The sequence below is a fragment of the Modestobacter sp. SYSU DS0904 genome (assembly GCF_054051115.1).
Map to the genome: position 1 here is coordinate 97405 of NZ_JBJHAQ010000004.1, position 18311 is coordinate 115715.

An 18311-nucleotide genomic window follows, 5' to 3' on the forward strand; every position below is an offset into this window, starting at 1 on the left:
CCGGCATCCGTGCGTGAGCAGCCGTGGCCGGGGAACGAACACCCGAGAGACCGAGACGGACCGAACCCGACGACTGGAGGCACCATGAGCACCCCGCCGAACCGCTCCTCCGACCAGGGCCAGCCGCCGAGGTCCCGGCGGAAGCGGACCCTCGCCGTCCTCGCCGGGGTCATCGTGCTGATCCTCGTGGTGATCTTCGGCTACATGCTGCTGGTCGGCGGTCTCGTCGACTGACCGGGCCCGCGTCGAGCTGCCGCCACCGGCCCGCCGACGGGCAGAGGTGCCACCCGCCGTGATCACATGGCGCGGTGCGGGTGGCGGACGAGGCGCGGGACCTCGCGGCGTCGGTGCGCCGCCGGCTGCGCGGGCGGGACACCTCGCTCATCGCCGCCGGGCTCACCTTCTACGCGGGGATCGCCGTCGTCCCGGGCCTGGTCCTCTCCCTCGCGCTGACCAGCTGGGTCACCAGCCGGGAGACCGTCCTCCGGATGACCGACCGGCTGGGCGAGGTGCTGCCCGCCGAGCTCGGCGCACCGGCCGCCCTGGCCCGGCTGGCCGACGCCGGCACGGGCCTGTCCGTGCTCGGTGGCCTGCTCACCCTGCTGCCCATCTCGCTGTACGGCGAAGGGCTGCGCCGGGCGCTGCTGCGGTTCAGCCCGGCGCACGACCGGTTCACCGCCTGGCGTGGCCGGCTGTTGGCGCTGCCGCTGCTGCTGGTCGCCCCACTGCTGACCTGGCCGCTGCTGCGGGCCGGGCAGGCGCTCGCCGAGCTGGCCGCCGAGCCCGGCCTCGGGAACGGGCTGGCCGCCCTCGCGGTCGGCTACTACTCGGTGCTCGGTGTGCTCACCGTGCCGCTGGCCTGGGTGTTCGGGGTGGTCGCCGCCGGTCGGCTGCGGTGGAGGGCGGTGCTGGCCGGTGCGCTGTTCACCGCGGCCTGCCTGTCGGGCTTCCTGCAGGGCTTCGTGCTGTTCCTGTCCCTGCCGCTGGACCTCGGCGCCCCGTTCGGCGGGCTCACCGTGGTCGGTGGGGTGATCGCCGTCGGCTTCTGGCTGTTCCTGCTGCACCTGGTGCTCATCGGCGGCTGGCTGTGCACCGAGGCGCTGGACGAACGCCTCGCCCAGCGGGCGGTCAGCCGCTGAGCGGCTGCTCCTCGACGAGCCGGTCGCGCTGCTCGTCCACGTCCCAGGCCGGCTCGGGCAGGCGCGGGCGCAGGTCGGTGAGCGTCTCCAGCAGCAGCCGGCCGACGGCCCAGTTGCGGTACCACTTGCGGTCGGCCGGCACCACGAACCAGGGTGCGGTGTCGGTGTCGGTGCGCTCCATCGCGGTGGCGTACGCCTCCTGGTACTCCGGCCACAGCGCCCGCTCGTCGACGTCGGAGGGGTCGAACTTCCAGCGCTTGGTCGAGTCGTCGAGCCGGGTCAGCAGCCGCTGCTTCTGCTCCCACGGCGACAGGTGCAGGAAGACCTTGACCACGGTCACCTCGTCGGCGGCCAGCTGCTCCTCGAACCGGGTGATCTCCCGGTAGCGCCGCTCGATCACCTCCGGCGGGGCCAGCTGCCGGACCCGGCCGACCAGCACGTCCTCGTAGTGGGAGCGGTCGAAGACGCCGATCTTGCCCGGCCCGGGCACGCCGCGGCGCACCCGCCACAGGAACGAGTGCCGCAGCTCCTCCGGCGTCGGCCTGCCGAAGGAGACCACCTGCACCCCGTGCGGCTCCATCGCGCCGAGGACGTGCTTGACCACCGCGCCCTTGCCGCTGGTGTCCATGCCCTGCAGCACCAGCAGCACCCGACGCCGGCTGCCGCCGGTGCCCTCGGCGTAGAGCCGCTGCTGCAGCTCGGCCAGCCGCTCCGCGTCGACCCGCATGACCTCCCGGGTGTGCTCCTTGTCGCCGGGGACGTGCGGCGTCGAGCGGGGGTCGAGCGTGCTCAGCCGGACCGGGGCGGGGGGCACGCGCAGGGCTCGGCGCAGGGAGGACATCCGCCCAGCCTAGGGACGCCGCTCGCGCCGGCCTCAGGTCAGGAGGTCGGGGAGCTCGCCGCGGTGCAGCACGACCATGCTGCTCACCGCCCGGGTGAGGACGACGTAGAGCCGGTGCAGCCCGCGCGGCTCGGCGGCCACGATCGCGGCCGGCTCCACCACCACGACGTGGTCGAACTCCAGCCCCTTGACCAGGGTCGCCGGCACCACCGAGACCCGGGCGGGCGCGCTGCCGTCGTCGGCCAGCGCCGTCACCTCGAGCCCGGCGGACGCCAGCATCCCGACCACCTCCGCGACGTCGGCGTCGGCGCAGACGACGCCGGTCGAACCCTCGGCGTCGGTCAGCTCGGCGACCACCGCGGCCAGCGGCCCGGCCAGTGCCGTCACCGGGCGCAGCCGGAGTGCACCGGGCTCCGCGCGGGCCGCGGTGGCCGCGGGCAGCCCGGGGGCGATCCGCGGCAGCAGCCGGTTGGCGAAGTCGAGGACCTCGCCGGGCACCCGGTAGCCCCGGGTCAGCGGCCGGATGGTCGTCCCCGGCCGGCCGAGGCCGGCCAGCGTCTGCGCCCAGTCCGGCGCCGACCAGGGGCTGGTGGCCTGGGCGAGGTCGCCGAGCACGGTCAGCGAGCCCGCGCCCAGGCGCCGGGCGATCGCCCGGCACTGCATCGGGGACAGGTCCTGCGCCTCGTCGACGACGACGTGGCCGTACCCGGGGGTGCGCTCCAGAAGGCCGGCGACCTCGTCGACCAGGACGGCGTCCGCGGCGGTCCACGGGGCGGTCCTCACCGACCGCGGCGCCTTCGGCCAGTGCAGCAGCGCCTGCTCCTCGTCGGTGAGGACCCCGCGGGCGGCCCGGGCCAGCCGCCCGGGGTCGGTGAACAGGTCGTGCACCAGCCCGGCGGCGTCCACCGCGGGCCAGACGGCGTCGCAGAAGGCGCGCACCTCGGCGCTGCGGGCGCAGCGGCGGGTCTCGGCGTCGGTCGGGCTGCCCCCGCCGGCCTCCTTGAGCCGCCGGGCGTACTCGGCCAGCCCCATCGCCAGCCGCTCCCGGCCGGCCGCGTAGTGCACCAGCTGCTGGTCGTCGGCGCCGCTGGTGCCGGCCCGGCGCAGGTCGTCGACGAAACGCTTGAGCCGGTCCTCGCCGATCCGGTACTTCCGGCCGGACAACGCCACCTGCACCGAGTCGACCGGCTTGCGGACGCCGCCCCACAGCGCCCGGCGCAGCACCTCGGCCATCCGCGGGTCGCCCTTGAGGACGGCGACCGCCGGCTCGTCCTGCGCCCGGACGGTCACCCGGGCGGTGAGGTCGGCGACCGTGGCCTGGTCGACCTCCACCTCGCCGAGGGCGGGCAGCACCTGCTCGATGTAGCGCAGGAACGCCCGGTTCGGCCCGACCACCAGCACGCCGGTGCGGGCCAGCTGCTCGCCGTGGGTGTAGAGCAGGTAGGCCGCCCGGTGCAGCCCGACGGCGGTCTTCCCGGTGCCGGGCGCGCCCTGCACGCAGATCGACTCGGCCAGCGGCGCCCGGACGATGTCGTCCTGGTCGGGCTGGATGGTGGCGACGATGTCCCGCATCGGGCCGCTGCGCGGGCGCTCGATCTCCTGCCGGAGGAACTCGCTGCCCTGCTCCTGGCCGATCTCATGGCCGGCCGCCAGCAGCTCGTCCTCGTAGCCGGTCAGCTCACCGGCGGCGAAGCCGAACCGTCGGCGGCGCGCCAGCCCCTGCGGGTCGGCGGCGCTGGCCTGGTAGAACGGCCGGCTCATCGGCGCCCGCCAGTCGATGACCACCGGGTCGCCGACGGCGTCGCGCACGTGCCGGCGGCCGATGTGGAAGGTCTCGGACTCCCCGTCGGTGCGGCCGAAGAAGGGCGGGACGCCGGGGTCGGCGGCCAGCGAACGCAGCCGCTCGGCGCGGGCGGCACCGAGGCGCTCGGACGCCCAGGCGTCCACCCCGGCGTCGGTGACGGCCGTGGCCGCGGTGCGCATCCGGGTCAGGCAGTCGGCTGCGTGGACCAGGTGGGCGCGCTCGGCGGCGAGGACGGGATCGGGGGCGGTCTCGGCGGTGGCGGGGGTCGGAGACACGGTCGGAGGACGCTACGCGTGCACGGGGACCGGCTCAACCGACTTCCGCGCGCGGCGCGCCGGGGATGTGTAGCGGGGCCCACACCGGAGCACCCACCAGGGCATGACCAGTGACTCCGCGCCGCCTCCCGTCATCGGGGCGATCGTCGACGACCGGGACGGCACCCCCCTGGGTACCGTGACCGCCGTCTTCCTCGACGACGTGACCGGCCAGCCCACCTGGATCGGCCTCACCGAGGGGCTGCACGCCGCGCCCGACGACGAGGAGGTGCCGACCATCGCACCGATGGCCGGCGCCGAGCTCACCGGCGGCCGGCTGCACCTGACCGTGCCCGTCACGGCGGTCCGCTCCGCCCCGCGCGTCGCCCGCCCGGACCACCTCAGCCCCGAGGAGGAGGCCGTGCTGCAGGAGCACTACCGCCTCGGCGAGGTCGCCGGCACCGGGCCGGCGGTGGAGCGCCCCGGGACGACTCCCCCCGCCGGTCACGCCTCGGCCGACGGTGCGATGACCCGCTCGGAGGAGCAGCTCCAGGTCGACACGGTGATCGAGCCCTGGACCCGCGCGGTGCTGCGGATCGAGGAGGTCTCCGAGGAGGTGATGGTGCCGGTGACCGTCACCCGGCAGCGTGCCCGGATCGAGTACCTGCCGGTCCGCCCCGGCGACCGGCCGGACGGCGACGCGACGATCGACCCGGGCAGCGAGCGGACCGGCGAGTGGGTGACCCTCTACGGCGAGCGGCCGGTGGTCTCGGTCGAGCGGGAGCCGATCGAGCGGGTGCGGCTGGCGACCTCCTGGACGACGGAGCAGCACGAGGTCGGTGACCAGCTCCGCCGCGAGCAGGTCGAGCTGACCACCGTGCAGGACCCGCGGGGCTGAGCCGGGTCAGGCCCCGGGGCCGCCCAGCCACCACCCCAGCGCCCCGGACACCAGCCCCGGCGTGACCACGTGGCCGCCGGCGAACTCGTCGTAGGTGACCTCGTACCCGTCGGCGGCCAGCTCCGCGGCGACCCGCCGGCCGCACCGGGCCACCGGCAGCACCCGGTCGTCGGTGCCGTGCGCGACCCAGAACCGCGGCCGTCCGTAGCGGCCCGGTGGCGCGGCGAACCCCGGGGAGAAGGCCAGCACCGCCTCGGCGAGGTCGCCGTTGGCGATCCCCAGCGACAGTGCGTACGAGGCACCGTCGGAGAACCCGCCGATCGCGACCCGGTCGACCGCCGTGCGGGCGACGACCTGGGCGAGGGCGGCGTCGATGCTGGCGACGTCGCGCCCCAGCCCACCGGCGAGGAGATCCCAGGTGGACGCCGCCGACGTCGGCGCGAGCACCAGCACCCCGCGGGCGGCGGCCGGCTCGCCGACCAGCGCCAGCGAGTCGTCCGCCGAACCGCCCGCCCCGTGGCAGAACACCAGCAATGGGCGGGGCACCGGGTCACCCGGCGGGACGGCGAGCACCGCTCCCGTCCCCGTCCCCGGGTCCAGGGTGGTCAGCCCCGGCGGGAACGGGACGCCGGCTGGGTCGGGGAGGGGGCGGCTGTCGAGGCGGCCGTCGGCGGCGCGGCGGGGAACGGACACCACGGTCCCCTACCCGCCGGCCGGCCCATCCGCACGGAGGAGGTCAGGCCGGTCGCTCCTCCGGTTCGACGATGTGCACCCGGACGGCGCGGAACTGGGCGGGGGTCTGCAGCAGCACCGCCTTGGTCGGCTCCCCGACGTCCAGCGGGGCCAGCCGCGGCAGCTCGGCCAGCGGACGCAGCCGCGGGTCCTCGAGCACCTCGGCGACCAGCCCCCGGTCGCCGCCGGGGGCCAGCGCCTGCAGCCCGTCGGCGTGCGGCAGCAGCACCCGGGCCGCGGTGTCGGCCGCCGCGCCCACCACGGCGTCGGTCTGGTTGGCCCGCCGGCGGGCGAACCGCTGCTGCGACCAGCCGCCGGCCGCGGTGCGGCCCTGCACCCGGCGCGCGTCGACCTTGGAGACGACCAGCGCGGCGCCGTCGAACACCCCGACCGCCCAGCGGCCGCGCCGGACCAGCAGCACGGCCGTGCGCCGGGGCTGCCGGGCGGCGACGGTCAGCGAGGTCAGCACCGCCGGCCCCGGCGTCCAGCCCGGCGGGCCGGTCACCTGCAGCCAGGTGGCGTCGGCGCAGGTGATCACCGCGTCGCCGTCCTCGACCCGCACCTCGCCGAACGCCCCGTGCCGCTCCGCGACGCCGTCCAGCCAGCGGCCCAGCCGCTCGGGGGCCACCCCGAGCAGCCGTCCACCACCGGCGGCCGGTCGGGGCGAGGTCATCGCGCGAGGGCGGGGTCGGCGACGTGCTCGGCGGGCACGTGCAGCAGCCCCTGCCCGAGGGCCACGACGGCGGCCGCGACCAGGGTGGCGACCACGGCCACCAGCACGCTCGCGTTGGCGCCGACCGTGTCGACGATCTGGCCCGCCAGCGAGGCGCCCACCGCCACACCGAGGGCCAGCGCCGTCCCGATCCAGGTGAAGGCCTCGGTGACGGCGGCCCGCGGGACGAGCACCTCGGCCAGCGTGAACGCGCTGATCAGCGACGGCGAGACGGCGACCCCGGCGACGACCACCAGCGGCAGCATCAGCCAGAAGTCCTCCACGAGCAGCAGCGGCACGGTGAGCACGCTGAGCACCAGCAGCGCGGCCACCAGCCGGTGGCGCAGCGGCAGCCGCCAGTGCACCGCGCCCCAGCCGATCCCCGAGGCCATCGACCCGGCCGCCAGCCCGGCGATGAGCAGGCCGGCCAGGGACCGCTGGTCGACCTCGTCGGCGAAGGCGACCAGCGCGATCTCCAGCGTGCCGAGGACCGCCCCGACCGCAGCACCGACGACGAAGAGCACCCGCAACCCGCGGGTGCGCATCGCCGAGGGGCCGCCGCGGTGCTCGTGCTCGGCCGGCGGCGGCTCGGTGCGCCGCTGGGCGGCGAACAGCAGGCCACCGACCGCGGCGAGGGTGAACGCGGTGACCAGGCCGGAGGTGGTGTGCCCGGTCGTGGACAGGAAGGTGACCAGCACCGGCCCGACGATGAAGACGAACTCGTCGACCACCGACTCCATCGCCAGGGCGGTGGGCAGTCGTGGCGTGCCGCGCAGCAGGTGGGTCCAGCGCACCCGGATCATCGAGGCGACCGGCGGGATGGTGGCCCCGGCGGCGGCGGCGCTGAGGAACACCGTCCACAGCGGCCAGTCCTGGCGCACCGCGGCCAGGAACACCACGGCGGAGGTGACGAAGGCCGCCAGCACGGCGAGCAGCACCCGCCGCTGGGCGTGGGCGTCGGCCAGCCGGCCGATCACCGGCCCGGCGACGGCGGTGGCGACCGCCCCGACGGCCGCGACGGCGCCGCCCAGTCCGTAGGAGCCGGTCTCGTCCTGGACCAGCAGCACGCTGCCCAGGCCGAGCATCGACAGCGGCAGCCGGCCGATGAACGCGGCCAGCACCATCGGCACCGCGTGCGGCGTCCGCAGCACGTGCAGGTACGGGTTGGGCACGAGCGGGGCTGCCTCCGGGACGGGGTCGGGCGTGCCGCAGCCACGGTAACCGACGGACCCGTCCGGCCCCGGACATGACGGAGTCCCGTCCCCGACCACGTTGTCGGGAACGGGACTCCGTCGAGGGGCCGGGCCGCGACGGCGACGCTGCCGCGCGGACCGGGGTCCTTTCTCAGGCCAGCCGGCTCTTGAGGATCTCCAGCTCGTCCCACAGGGTGGTCGGCAGCTTGTCACCGAACTTCTCGAACCACTCGGTGATCTGCGGGACCTCGGCGCGCCACTCCTCGGGGTCGACGCGCAGCGCCTGCTCGACCTGCTCGCGGGTCATGCCGAGCCCGGAGACGTCCAGCGAGTCCGGCGTCGGCACGTGCCCGACCGGCGTCTCCTCGGCGGCGGCGGTGCCCTCCAGGCGCTCGACGACCCACTTGAGCACCCGGCTGTTCTCGCCGAAGCCGGGCCACAGGAAGCCGCCCTCGTCGTCCCGGCGGAACCAGTTGACGTAGAAGATCCGCGGCAGCTTGCTGGCGTCGTGCTGCTTGCCGGTCTCGACCCAGTGCTTGAAGTAGTCGCCGGCGTTGTAGCCGATGAACGGCAGCATCGCGAACGGGTCGCGGCGGACGACGCCGACGGCGCCGGTGGCCGCGGCGGTGGTCTCCGAGGAGAGCGTGGACCCCATGAAGACGCCGTGGTTCCAGTCCCGCGCCTCGCTGACCAGCGGGATCGTCGTCTTGCGGCGACCGCCGAAGAGGATCGCCGAGATCGGCACGCCCTTCGGGTCCTCGTACTCCGGGGCGAGGATCGGGCACTGGCTGATCGGGGTGCAGAACCGGCTGTTCGGGTGGCTGGAGGGCTCGTCGGACCCCGGCGTCCAGTCGGCGCCCTTCCAGCTGGTCAGGTGGGCCGGCGGCTCGTCGGTCATCCCCTCCCACCAGATGTCGCCGTCGTCGGTGAGCGCGACGTTGGTGAACACCGAGTTGCCGTGCTCGATCGTGCGCATGGCGTTGGGGTTGGTGTCCCACCCGGTGCCGGGCGCGACGCCGAACAGGCCGTACTCGGGGTTGATGGCGTAGAGCCGGCCGTCCTCGCCGAAGCGCATCCAGGCGATGTCGTCGCCGATCGTCTCGACCTTCCAGCCCGGGATGGTCGGCTCGAGCATCGCCAGGTTGGTCTTGCCACAGGCGCTGGGGAAGGCGCCGGCGACGTAGTAGGTCTTCTGCTGGGGGCTGGTCAGCTTGAGGATCAGCATGTGCTCGGCGAGCCAGCCCTCGTCGCGGGCCATCACCGAGGCGATCCGCAGCGAGTAGCACTTCTTGCCCAGCAGCGCGTTGCCGCCGTACCCGGAGCCGTAGGACCAGATGGCCCGCTCCTCGGGGAAGTGCACGATGTACTTGGTCTGGCTGCACGGCCACGGGACGTCGGCCTGGCCGGCCTCGAGCGGCGCGCCGAGGGAGTGCATGGCCGGGACGAAGTCGCGGTCGGTGCCCATCGCCTCGAGCACCCGGCTGCCGATCCGGGCCATCACCCGCATGGAGACGACGACGTACTCGGAGTCGGTGAGCTCCACGCCGAACATCGGGTTCTCGGCCTCGACCGGGCCCATGCAGAACGGGATGACGTACATCGTGCGGCCACGCATGGAGCCGCGGTACAGCTCGGTCATCACCGCCTTCATCTCGCCCGGGTCCATCCAGTTGTTGGTCGGGCCGGCGTCGGCCTCGTCGACCGAGCAGATGTACGTGCGGTCCTCGACCCGGGCGACGTCGCTGGGGTCGGAGGCGCAGTGGAAGGAGTTGGGCTTCTTCGCCAGCCGGGTGAAGGTGCCGGCGTCGACGAGCTTGGTGGTGAGCCGCTCCCACTCCTCGTCGCTACCGTCGACCCACACCACCTGGTCCGGCGCCGTCAGTTCGGCCATCTCCTGCACCCAGGCCAGCAGCCGGGGGTGGGTGGTCGGGGCGTTGTCGAGACCGGGGGTGGCAACAGAAGTCACGGCGTCTCCTCTGGGGTACGCCGGGTGCGGAACGGCACCGGCGCTGGAGCTGGGCGGCTGGGGAGCGCCGTCCCGGCCACGTCGGTGGGGCCGGGGCGGATCGCATGAGACTAGCGGGTGAATTGCGTACGTATAAGACGTCTACCTCAAGTGTGACCCAGCTCGCCGGGGGATGTACCGGGACGGATGTCCCGTTGTGCGCGGGGCGAGCCGACACCCGGACCCGGTCCGGGTGTCGGAGCCGACTGCCCTGGCCTGAGCCGGCGGACCTGAGGGGGAGCCGTGCCGTGGCGCGGCTCCCCCTCAGGTGGCGCGGCTCAACCCCCGCTGTGGCCGTAGGCGGGGCCGTGCTCGGCCAGGAACGTGTCCCAGCCACCGGGGGCCGGGCTCCCGCCCACCTCGGCGGCGAGCTTGTCCAGGTACCAGTGCCAGCCCATCGCGAAGTCGGCGACCTCGGTGCCGGCCGGGAAGACCTGGGTGAACCGCAGGATCGTCCGGCCGTCCTCGGTGGTGAGGTCCAGCTCGACCCGCCACCCCTCGTCGGTGAGCCACTCGACGACCAGCCGGTGCGGCGGCGCGCACTCGGCGATCCGCATCGGCTCGCCGACCAGCTCCTCCTCGTGGGTCATGGTGAAGGTGCCGGTGCCCCCGACGCACCGGTCGCCCTCGAAGGTGCCGATCCAGCGGGCCATCCGGTCGGGTTCGGTGAGCGCGGCCCAGACGTCCTCGATCGGGTCGGGCCAGCTGCGGCGGAACTGCAGGCGCACCCCCTCGGGCACCTCGCCGACCTGCCCCAGCCGCTCGTCGTCCGTGGTCATCGACCGTCCTCCTGCCCTCGGGCCCGCCGACCGCGGGCGATCTCGGTGTCCAGCGCGTCCAGGCGCTGGGCCCACAGCCGGCGGTAGGGCGCCAGCCAGGCATCGAGCTCGGCGAGCGGCGCGGGGTCCAGCGCGTACAGCCGGCGCTGCCCGTCGGCCCGCACCCGGACCAGGCCGGCCTCGCGGAGCACCCGCAGGTGCCGGCTGACCGCCGGGCGGCTCACCGGGAAGCGCTCGGCCAGCTCGCCGGCGCCCTGCTCACCGGCGGCGAGCAGGGCGACGATCTGCCGCCGGATGGGGTCGGCCAGGGCTCCGAGCGCCTCCATGCAGCATGTGTAACACGAAGCTTACGTAAGCCTCCAGTTACGCACGACGGTTCGGACGCCGGCCGACGGGGAACGCCCCGGGCATGACCGTCACCGACCCCGACGTCCCGGACCCGCTCAACGACCCGCGCACCACCCAGGCCGACCCCGGCGCCCTCGGCGAGGGCGAGGACCTCGCCTCGGCCGAGGACGACGAGGTGGCCACCGGCGAGGACGAGCTCGCCACCGCCCGCACCGAGGCCGACGAGGCCGGCGGCGGCGACGTCACCGGCGGGTTCGCCGGCGCGGTGGGCGAGGCCCCGCCGGCCGACCGGACCTGAGCCGGACCGGTCCGTCCCGGGGGCGTGTCACCCACCGGGTGGCCGGGTAGCGCTGCGGCACGGGCTGAGCAACGGCCCGCGCGCAGTCTCCGAGGAGGACCCATGGCCACCGGTGAGACCGGCTTCGCCGACGTCAGCTACGACCTCATCTCCGTGCAGTACCACTCCCTGAAGGCCGGGCACGACTACGGCCAGTACGTCCGGGACGCCGAGAACGCCGGCCTGGACGACGTCGCCTCGTTCTTCCGCGAGGTGATGGAGCAGGACTCCCAGCGGGCGAAGCGCTGCCACGACCTGCTGCGGAAGCTCTCGGACACCGAGACGGGCGGACCGGCGCTCAGCTGATCCGTCCCGACGCACCAGAGTGGCCACTCCGGCGCTCCCGGGCGCCGGAGTGGCCATTCCGGCGCACTGGTGCGGCCGGCGAAATCCGGGTGCGGCGCGACGGACGCGGTACGTAGCCTCTGCGGCCGCCCCTCCCACCGCTCCTGGAGGTCCCCCGTGCAGGCCCTGTCCGAGGCCGCGATCCGCCGGTCGCTGGTCAACTGCTCCCGCAGCGAGGCCGCGGCGATGACGCTCCCCCGCGACATCGACGACGTCGACTGGCCCGCGGTCGACGTGCTCGGCTGGCGCGACCCGAAGGCGGAGCTGCGCGGCTGGCTGGTGCACGAGCACGAGGGCCGGCCCGTCGGGGTGGCGCTGCGCGCGGCGGACACGAAGATGTCCAGCCGCCGGTCGGCGATGTGCCTGCTCTGCCACACGGTGCAGAGCGCCGATGCGATCTCGCTGTTCACCGCCCGCCGGGTGGGCGAGGCGGGCCGCAACGGCAACACGATCGGCACCTACGTCTGCGCCGACCTGCGGTGCGCCGGCCGGGTGCGGGAGGTGCCGCCGTCGGCCCAGCACCTGGACGAGGAGCTGCAGGCCCTCGCCGTCCAGGAGCAGGCCGAGGGCCTGCGCCAGCGGTTGGCGGCGTTCACCGCCGACGTGCTGCGCCGCTGAGCCCCGGGGACGACGATGGGGTGATGATCAAGACCCCCCTGACCCGCTGGTTCGACCTCGACGCCCCGGTGTTCGGTGCGCCGATGGCCGGCGTCGCCGGCGGCGAACTCGCCCGGGCGGTGTCGCTCGGGGGCGGGCTGGGGATGATCGGCGTCGGCGCGGGGACGGCCCCGGAGTGGATCACCGAGCAGGCCCGGCTGCCCACCGAGGCCGACGTCTCCTTCGGCATCGGCCTGATGGCCTGGGTGCTCGCCGACCGGCCCGAGCTGCTGGCCGCCGCGGTGGCCAGCGAGCCGGCGCTGGTGTCGGTCTCCTTCGGCGACCCGGCGCCGTTCGTCGGCCCGCTGCACGACGCGGGGATCGCCGTCGCCACCGCGGTGAACACCCTCGCCGACCTGGACCGGGCGCAGGAGGCCGGGGTCGACGTGATCGTGGCCCAGGGCACCGAGGCCGGAGGGCACACCGGGCACCGGGCCACCCTGCCGTTGCTGCAGGAGGTGCTGGCCGCCACCGACCGGCCGGTGCTCGCCGCCGGCGGGGTGGCCACCGGTGCCGGGCTGGCCGCCGTCCTGGTGGCCGGCGCCGCCGGGGCGTGGGTCGGCACCCCGTTCCTCAGCTGCACCGAGGCGACCATCTCGGCCGCGGCGCGCGAGCGGATCCGGGCCGCGAGCGGCGACGACACCGTGCTGACCCGGGCCTTCGACATCGCCCAGGGGCTGGCGTGGCCGGACCGCTGGCCCGGCCGGGCGCTGGTCAACGAGTTCACCGAGACCTGGCACGGCCGGGAGGCCGAGCTGCGCGGGGACACCCGGGCGGCCGAGTGGGTGCACCGGGCACGCACCGAGGGCGACCTGTCCGCCGCGCCGGTCTACGCCGGGGAGTCCGTCGGGCTGGTCACCGCGGAGGAGTCGGCCACCGACGTCGTCCGGCGGCTGAGCGCCGACGCGCGCAAGGCCCTGGAGCGCGCCCCCCGCCTGCTCGGCTGAGCCGGCCCCCTCGCAGGGTCCCGACGCGAGCTTGCGAGGGGCGGGGGGCGAGGGGGTCCTTCACGCGTCCTCGCAGCCCTCGGCGGCGGGGACGGTGGTGAGCGGGTGGGTGTCGGCCCAGGCACGCTCGAGCAGCTGCAGCAGCGTCTCGGCGGGCTGGGCACCGGCGGCGCCGTAGGTGCGGTCGACGACGAAGAACGGCACGCCGGTCGCGCCGAGCGCCCGGGCGGTCTCGATGTCCGAGCGCACCGCGGGCAGGAACCGGTGGTCGGCCAGCGCCGCGCGCACCTCCGCCTCGTCCAGCCCGACCTCGACGGCCAGCGGGACGAGCGAGTCGACGTCGAAGACCGACCGCTGCTCGGTGAAGTGGGCGTGCAGCAGCCGCTCCTTCATCTCGCTGCGCAGCCCGCGCCCGGCGGCCAGGTGGATCAACTGGTGGGCCAGCAGGGTGTTGCCGCTGACACCGTCGGCCAGGTGGTACTCCAGGCCCTCACCCGCGGCGATCTCCTCGACCCGGCGCATCTGGCCGGCCATCTCCTCGACGCTGCTGCCGTACTTGGCGGCCAGCGCGGGGAGGGTCGGCTCGGTGTGCCCCTCCGGGATGCTCGGGTCGAGCTGGAACGACCGCCAGACGACCTCCACCTGGTCGGCGTACGGGAAGCGGGAGAGCGCCGTCTCCAGCTTGCGCTTGCCGATGTAGCACCACGGGCACACGACGTCGGACCACACCTCGACCTGCATGCCCCGCGCAACCGGCGGCCGGCCCCGGCCATTCCGGCTGGTCAGGAGACGGCAGCCCCCGGCACGTGCTCCGCGCCGATCCGGATGATCTCGTCCAGCCGCTCGCGGGCCCGGGTGAGCTCGGCGATCTGCCGCTCGATGCCGTCCCGCTGCTCGACCAGCCGGGCCAGCATGGCCGGGGTCGCGACGCCGGAGTGCACGCACGGCAGCAGCTCGAGGACGTCCTTGCTGGTCAGCCCGGCGGCATACAACTGCTGCACGAACCGCACCCGGCCCACCGCGCTCTCGGCGTAGCGGCGCTGCCCGCTGGGGGTGCGCTCGGCGTCCAGCAGCCCCTGCTCCTCGTAGTAGCGCAGCGCCCGCACGCTCACGCCGGCACGCGCGGCGACCTCACCGATGCGCAGCACCGGACCTCCTGGGGTGTTCGGGCTCACACTTGACCCTGACGTCAACGTGAGGTTCTAGCGTCCCGCACAGCAATCCCGAACGCAAGGAGAACCCCATGGACCTCACCGGATCGGTCGCCCTCGTCACCGGCGCCAACCGCGGCCTCGGCCGGCACTTCGCCCGGCAGCTCGTCGAGCGCGGCGCCGCCAAGGTCTACGCCACCTCCCGCCGTCCGGAGCTGGTCGACGTCCCCGGCGTCGAGGTGCTGCGGGTCGACGTCACCGACCCGGAGTCGGTGTCGGCGGCAGCCGCGGCCTCCGGCGACGTGAGCCTGCTGGTCAACAACGCCGGCATCACCACCGGCGCGAACCTGGTCACCGGCGACCTGGCCGAGATCCGGCGGGAGATGGACACGCACTTCTACGGCACGCTGGGCGTCGTCCGGGCGTTCGCCCCCGTGCTCGCCCGCAACGGCGGCGGCGGGATCGTCAACGTGCTCTCGGCGCTGTCCTGGTTCTCCTACGACGGCGCGAACGCCTACAGCGCGGCGAAGGCGGCGGCGTGGAGCCTGACCAACGGTGTCCGGCTCGAGCTCACCGGCCAGGGCACGCAGGTGACCGGGGTGGTGCTGGGGGCGGCCGACACCGACATGATGGCCGGCTACACCGGCCCGATGAGCGACCCGGCCGACGTCGTCCGGGCGGCGCTCGACGGCGTCCAGGCCGGCGACTGGGAGGTGCTGGTCGACGACTGGAGCCGTGGCGTCAAGGCCTCGCTGTCCGCCGACCCGCGCGAGTTCTACGCACCGCAGGCCGGCTGAGCCACCCCACCGCCGCAGGCCCCGCGGCAGGGGCCCGCCGTGAGCCCGCGAGCGGTGGGGGGCAGCGGGGCCCTTAGCGGACGCCGACGAGGTCGACGACGAAGACCAGGGTGGCGCCGGGCTTGATGACGCCGCCGGCACCCCGGTCGCCGTAGGCCTTGTGCGGGGGGATGGTCAGCCGGCGGCGCCCGCCGACCTTCATGCCGACGATGCCCTCGTCCCAGCCCTGGATGACCATGCCGACGCCGATCCGGAACTCCAGGGGGTCGCCGCGGTCCCAGGAGGCGTCGAACTGCTCGCCGCCGTCGTGGGTGACGCCGACGTAGTGGGCGCTCACCAGGCTGCCGGCGGTGGCCTCGGCGCCGTCACCGACCACCAGGTCCTCGATCACCAGGTCGTCGGGGGCCGGACCGGTCGGCGGCTCGACGTCGGGGCGGGTCAGTTCTGCCACGGGGTCTCCTCGGGGTTCGGTGCCAGGGGTTCGGTGCCAGGGCTGTCCCGGCGGACACCGCCCCATCCAACCCGCCACCGCCCCGGGACCGCAGGCCGGGCCGCCCGCCTGGATGAGGCGCACCCGGGCGCCGGGAGGTAGGTTGCCCACGGTGGCCGGGTGCGCACACTCGGCTGCGGTCCCGGGGCGCGCGTCGCGCGTCGCCCCCCGTCGTACCGGCAGAGCTCAGGAGGTTGCACCATGACCCCCGACCTCTCCCCCGGCGGCGGAGACGACCTCTTCACCGGCGGCGGCGAGGCGGGCCGGCTGATGGCTGCCCTCGACTGGTCCGCCACGCCGGTGGGCCCCGTCGAAGGGTGGCCGGCGAGCCTCCGGTACGCCGTCCGCACGATCCTGGCCTCGCGATTCCCCATGATCATCACCTGGGGCCCGCAGTACACCCAGATGTACAACGACGGCTACGCCACCCTGATCGGCGCCAAGCACCCCGAGGCCCTCGGCGGCGACCTACGGGTCACCCAGGCCGAGGGGTGGGGCGTCCTCCAGGGCCCGATCGAGCACGCGATGACCACCCGCGAGGCCACCTGGCTACCCCGCCTGCCCCTGCTGCTGGAGCGCGCCGGCTACCGCGAGGAGACCTACTTCACCGTCTCCCACGCCCCCGCCTTCGGCGACGACGGGCTGGTTGCGGGGATGCACGCCGTCTGCACCGAGGTGACCAACGAGGTGCTCGGCGAGCGGCGCCAGCGGTTGCTGCACGAGCTCTCCTGCACGCAGGCCGAACGGGGTGACGAGCAGGCCGTGCTCGCGGGCCTGTGCGGCACCTTGGGCAGCGATCCGCTCGATGTGCCGTTCGCGGCGGTCTACCTCGACCAGGGCGACGGCCTGCGACGGACCGTCACGGTCGGCTGCCCGGCCGAGCTGCTGCCCACATCCGTCGCCGACGCCTCCGCGCTGCCCGGACCGGTTGCCGGGCTCGGGCTGGTCGGCGGGTACTGGCAGGACCCGGTCCGCGAGGCGGTCGTGCTGCCGTTGGTCGGCGCAGCGGGTGAGGAGCGGATCGGCGTCCTGGTCGCCGGGGTCAGCCCGAACCTCGCCCTGGACCAGGAGTACCGCACCTTCCTGGAGCTGGCCGCCGGCCAGGTGGCCACCGCGCTGGGCAACGCCCGGGCCTTCGAGGCCGAGCGGCGGCGGGCGGAGTCGCTGGCCGAGCTGGACCGGGCGAAGACCGCCTTCTTCTCCGACGTCAGCCACGAGCTGCGCACCCCGCTGACGCTGCTGCTGGGCCCGATCAGCGACGTGCTGGCCGACCCGGACGCACCGCTGCCGGAGAGCGCCCGCGAGCAGCTGACCCTCGCGCTGCGCAACGGGCAGCGGCTGCAGCGCCTGGTCAACGACCTGATGGACGTCGCGGCGATCGAGGGCGGCCGGGCCGCCGCCGTCCGGGTGGAGACCGATGTCGCGGCGTTCACCGCCGAGCTCGCCGGGGTGCTGCGCTCGGCCGCCGAGCGGGCCGGCCTGGAGCTCACCGTCGACTGCCCGCCGTTGCCGCACCCGGCCTACGTCGACCCCCGGATGTGGGAGAAGGTGGTGCTGAACCTGCTGTCCAACGCGGTGAAGTACACCTTCGTCGGCAGCATCGAGGTCACCCTGCGCGCGGCGGGCGAGGAGCTGGTGCTCGCCGTCCGCGACACCGGCATCGGCATCCCCGCCGCGGAGCTGCCGCTGGTCTTCGACCGCTTCCACCGGGTGCAGGGCTCGGCCGCGCGCACCCGGGAGGGCACCGGCATCGGGCTGGCGCTGGTCCGCGAGCTGGTGGCCCTGCACGGCGGGTCGGTCACGGTGGCCAGCGAGCCGGGCGCGGGCAGCACCTTCACCGTCACCGTGCCGTTCGGCTCCCCCGACGTCGCCCCGGACGACGCCGCCCCACCGGCCCCGTCGGCGACCGCCCACGGCACCGCGGCCAGCTGGGAGCGGGACGTCACGGTGCTGCCGGACCCGGTCGGACCACCGGACGCCGCCGCGACGGTGCTGATCGTCGACGACAACGCCGACATGCGCAGCTACCTGGTCCGCCTGCTCTCCCCGATCTGGGCGGTGCGCACCTGCGCCGACGGCGAGGAGGCGCTGCGCAGCATCGCCGAGCACCGCCCGGACGTGGTGATCACCGACGTGATGATGCCGCGGGTCGACGGGTTCGAGCTGCTGCGCCGGCTGAAGGGCCACCCGGACACCCGGTCGATCCCGGTGATCATGCTGACCGCCCGGGCCGGGCAGGAGGCCGCGGTGGAGGGCTTCGCCGCCGGCGCCGACGACCACCTGGCCAAGCCCTTCCAGGCCACCGAGCTGGTGCACCGCGTCCGCGTCGCGGTCGAGCGGGCGGGCCAGAGTCGCCCGGCGCCCCCGCCGCCGGCCGCGACGCCCGGCCCGGCCCCGGACGTGCGCTCGCTGGTGCCGGCCAGCCGGCGGCCGACGGTGCACGTGCCCACCCCGCCGCCGCCCCCGACCGGCGACGGGGTCTCCCGGGAGCGCTGGCGGTTCGCCTCCGTCCCGCAGTCGATCGCCGGGCTGCGCCGGGCACTGCGCCGCTTCCTCGCCGCCGCGGAGCTGGACGAGGACCAGGCCTACGACCTGACGCTGGCCGCCTGCGAGGCGGCGACCAACGCGATCGAGCACGCCCAGGACCCGAGCGAGCCCTTCTTCGACGTCACCGCCGAGGCCGCCGCCGACGCGGTGGTCATCACCGTGCGCGACTACGGCCAGTGGCGGGAGCGGGTCCCGAGCATGGACCGCGGCCGGGGCGGGATGCTGATGAGCGCCTTCGCCGAGATCACCGCGACGCCCGGTCCCGAGGGGACCACCGTCGTCATCCGCGCCCACCGCGCCGACGACGACGCCACCTCGGTCTGACTCCCGGGCAC

20 protein-coding genes are annotated in these 18311 nt (G+C 75.1%); 9 read left to right on the top strand and 11 right to left on the bottom strand.

What is annotated here, in order from left to right:
* Positions 1–84 precede the first annotated feature (84 nt).
* Together ACI79U_RS04050 and ACI79U_RS04055 are read left to right on the top strand one after the other, a co-directional pair.
* Entirely contained in the window at positions 85–234 is a 150-nt protein-coding gene (locus ACI79U_RS04050) for a hypothetical protein (RefSeq protein WP_457065683.1), read from the top strand.
* Between the two features lie 74 nt (positions 235–308).
* Positions 309–1139 carry a YihY/virulence factor BrkB family protein gene (locus ACI79U_RS04055; protein ID WP_457065681.1) on the top strand — a complete coding sequence of 277 codons (831 nt, stop codon included), beginning with the start codon at positions 309–311 and terminating at the stop codon, positions 1137–1139.
* Here ACI79U_RS04055 and ACI79U_RS04060 read toward each other — a convergent pair.
* Positions 1129–1980: a PPK2 family polyphosphate kinase gene (locus ACI79U_RS04060; RefSeq protein ID WP_457065679.1), complete on the bottom strand. Its 852-nt coding sequence runs from the start codon at positions 1978–1980 to the stop codon at positions 1129–1131. The two genes, ACI79U_RS04055 and ACI79U_RS04060, sit on opposite strands and share 11 nt — an antisense overlap.
* A gap of 33 nt (positions 1981–2013) precedes the next feature.
* The gene (locus ACI79U_RS04065; protein ID WP_457065677.1) at positions 2014–4059 is read right to left on the bottom strand and encodes a HelD family protein; all 2046 of its coding nucleotides are present in this window, start codon (positions 4057–4059) and stop codon (positions 2014–2016) included.
* A 103-nt stretch (positions 4060–4162) separates the two neighbouring features.
* On the opposite strand from ACI79U_RS04065, the gene ACI79U_RS04070 reads away from it, so the two are divergent.
* The gene (locus ACI79U_RS04070) at positions 4163–4936 is read left to right on the top strand and encodes a PRC and DUF2382 domain-containing protein (RefSeq protein ID WP_457065675.1); all 774 of its coding nucleotides are present in this window, start codon (positions 4163–4165) and stop codon (positions 4934–4936) included.
* A gap of 6 nt (positions 4937–4942) precedes the next feature.
* On the opposite strand, the gene ACI79U_RS04075 is transcribed toward ACI79U_RS04070, so the two are convergent.
* The 6 genes from ACI79U_RS04075 to ACI79U_RS04100 form a co-directional block, all read right to left on the bottom strand.
* Positions 4943–5629, bottom strand: coding sequence for an alpha/beta hydrolase (locus ACI79U_RS04075; protein WP_457065673.1), 687 nt, complete (start codon positions 5627–5629; stop codon positions 4943–4945).
* A gap of 43 nt (positions 5630–5672) precedes the next feature.
* Positions 5673–6341: an acVLRF1 family peptidyl-tRNA hydrolase gene (locus ACI79U_RS04080; protein ID WP_457065671.1), complete on the bottom strand. Its 669-nt coding sequence runs from the start codon at positions 6339–6341 to the stop codon at positions 5673–5675.
* Entirely contained in the window at positions 6338–7552 is a 1215-nt protein-coding gene (locus ACI79U_RS04085; RefSeq protein ID WP_457065669.1) for an MFS transporter, read from the bottom strand. The genes ACI79U_RS04080 and ACI79U_RS04085 overlap by 4 nt, the downstream gene beginning before the upstream one ends.
* Positions 7553–7724: 172 nt before the next feature.
* Complete coding sequence (locus ACI79U_RS04090; RefSeq protein ID WP_457065667.1) at positions 7725–9539, bottom strand: phosphoenolpyruvate carboxykinase (GTP); 1815 nt, start codon at positions 9537–9539, stop codon at positions 7725–7727.
* Positions 9540–9856: 317 nt separating this feature from the next.
* Entirely contained in the window at positions 9857–10357 is a 501-nt protein-coding gene (locus ACI79U_RS04095) for an SRPBCC family protein (protein WP_457065664.1), read from the bottom strand.
* The gene (locus tag ACI79U_RS04100; protein WP_457065662.1) at positions 10354–10683 is read right to left on the bottom strand and encodes an ArsR/SmtB family transcription factor; all 330 of its coding nucleotides are present in this window, start codon (positions 10681–10683) and stop codon (positions 10354–10356) included. The genes ACI79U_RS04095 and ACI79U_RS04100 overlap by 4 nt, the downstream gene beginning before the upstream one ends.
* Positions 10684–10766: 83 nt before the next feature.
* On the opposite strand from ACI79U_RS04100, the gene ACI79U_RS04105 reads away from it, so the two are divergent.
* The 4 genes from ACI79U_RS04105 (at position 10767) to ACI79U_RS04120 (ending at position 12991) form a co-directional block, all read left to right on the top strand.
* Complete coding sequence (locus tag ACI79U_RS04105; RefSeq protein WP_457065660.1) at positions 10767–11003, top strand: hypothetical protein; 237 nt, start codon at positions 10767–10769, stop codon at positions 11001–11003.
* A gap of 102 nt (positions 11004–11105) precedes the next feature.
* A complete protein-coding gene (locus tag ACI79U_RS04110) occupies positions 11106–11348 on the top strand; it encodes an acyl carrier protein (RefSeq protein WP_457065658.1) in 243 nt (80 codons plus the stop codon).
* A gap of 156 nt (positions 11349–11504) precedes the next feature.
* Complete coding sequence (locus ACI79U_RS04115; protein WP_457065656.1) at positions 11505–12005, top strand: FBP domain-containing protein; 501 nt, start codon at positions 11505–11507, stop codon at positions 12003–12005.
* 23 nt (positions 12006–12028) lie between these two features.
* A complete protein-coding gene (locus ACI79U_RS04120; protein WP_457065654.1) occupies positions 12029–12991 on the top strand; it encodes an NAD(P)H-dependent flavin oxidoreductase in 963 nt (320 codons plus the stop codon).
* A gap of 60 nt (positions 12992–13051) precedes the next feature.
* Here ACI79U_RS04120 and ACI79U_RS04125 read toward each other — a convergent pair whose 3' ends face one another.
* Entirely contained in the window at positions 13052–13732 is a 681-nt protein-coding gene (locus ACI79U_RS04125; RefSeq protein ID WP_457065652.1) for a DsbA family oxidoreductase, read from the bottom strand.
* 41 nt (positions 13733–13773) lie between these two features.
* The gene (locus ACI79U_RS04130) at positions 13774–14139 is read right to left on the bottom strand and encodes a MerR family transcriptional regulator (protein ID WP_457065650.1); all 366 of its coding nucleotides are present in this window, start codon (positions 14137–14139) and stop codon (positions 13774–13776) included.
* Positions 14140–14234: 95 nt separating this feature from the next.
* On the opposite strand from ACI79U_RS04130, the gene ACI79U_RS04135 reads away from it, so the two are divergent.
* Positions 14235–14939: an SDR family oxidoreductase gene (locus tag ACI79U_RS04135; RefSeq protein ID WP_457065648.1), complete on the top strand. Its 705-nt coding sequence runs from the start codon at positions 14235–14237 to the stop codon at positions 14937–14939.
* Between the two features lie 73 nt (positions 14940–15012).
* On the opposite strand, the gene ACI79U_RS04140 is transcribed toward ACI79U_RS04135, so the two are convergent.
* Positions 15013–15390 (bottom strand): FKBP-type peptidyl-prolyl cis-trans isomerase, encoded by a 378-nt coding sequence (locus ACI79U_RS04140; protein WP_457065646.1) that lies wholly within the window; start codon positions 15388–15390, stop codon positions 15013–15015.
* A 240-nt stretch (positions 15391–15630) separates the two neighbouring features.
* On the opposite strand from ACI79U_RS04140, the gene ACI79U_RS04145 reads away from it, so the two are divergent.
* Positions 15631–18300 carry an ATP-binding protein gene (locus ACI79U_RS04145; protein WP_457065644.1) on the top strand — a complete coding sequence of 890 codons (2670 nt, stop codon included), beginning with the start codon at positions 15631–15633 and terminating at the stop codon, positions 18298–18300.
* Positions 18301–18311 lie beyond the last annotated feature (11 nt).

Coding starts and splice junctions, on each gene's coding strand:
- ACI79U_RS04050 (WP_457065683.1), top strand. CDS start 85: ATGAGCACCCCGCCGAACCGCTCCTCCGACCAGGGCCAGCCGCCGAGG.
- ACI79U_RS04060 (WP_457065679.1), bottom strand. CDS start 1,980: ATGTCCTCCCTGCGCCGAGCCCTGCGCGTGCCCCCCGCCCCGGTCCGG.
- ACI79U_RS04070 (WP_457065675.1), top strand. CDS start 4,163: ATGACCAGTGACTCCGCGCCGCCTCCCGTCATCGGGGCGATCGTCGAC.
- ACI79U_RS04080 (WP_457065671.1), bottom strand. CDS start 6,341: ATGACCTCGCCCCGACCGGCCGCCGGTGGTGGACGGCTGCTCGGGGTG.
- ACI79U_RS04095 (WP_457065664.1), bottom strand. CDS start 10,357: ATGACCACGGACGACGAGCGGCTGGGGCAGGTCGGCGAGGTGCCCGAG.
- ACI79U_RS04100 (WP_457065662.1), bottom strand. CDS start 10,683: ATGGAGGCGCTCGGAGCCCTGGCCGACCCCATCCGGCGGCAGATCGTC.
- ACI79U_RS04105 (WP_457065660.1), top strand. CDS start 10,767: ATGACCGTCACCGACCCCGACGTCCCGGACCCGCTCAACGACCCGCGC.
- ACI79U_RS04110 (WP_457065658.1), top strand. CDS start 11,106: ATGGCCACCGGTGAGACCGGCTTCGCCGACGTCAGCTACGACCTCATC.
- ACI79U_RS04120 (WP_457065654.1), top strand. CDS start 12,029: ATGATCAAGACCCCCCTGACCCGCTGGTTCGACCTCGACGCCCCGGTG.
- ACI79U_RS04125 (WP_457065652.1), bottom strand. CDS start 13,732: ATGCAGGTCGAGGTGTGGTCCGACGTCGTGTGCCCGTGGTGCTACATC.
- ACI79U_RS04135 (WP_457065648.1), top strand. CDS start 14,235: ATGGACCTCACCGGATCGGTCGCCCTCGTCACCGGCGCCAACCGCGGC.
- ACI79U_RS04145 (WP_457065644.1), top strand. CDS start 15,631: ATGACCCCCGACCTCTCCCCCGGCGGCGGAGACGACCTCTTCACCGGC.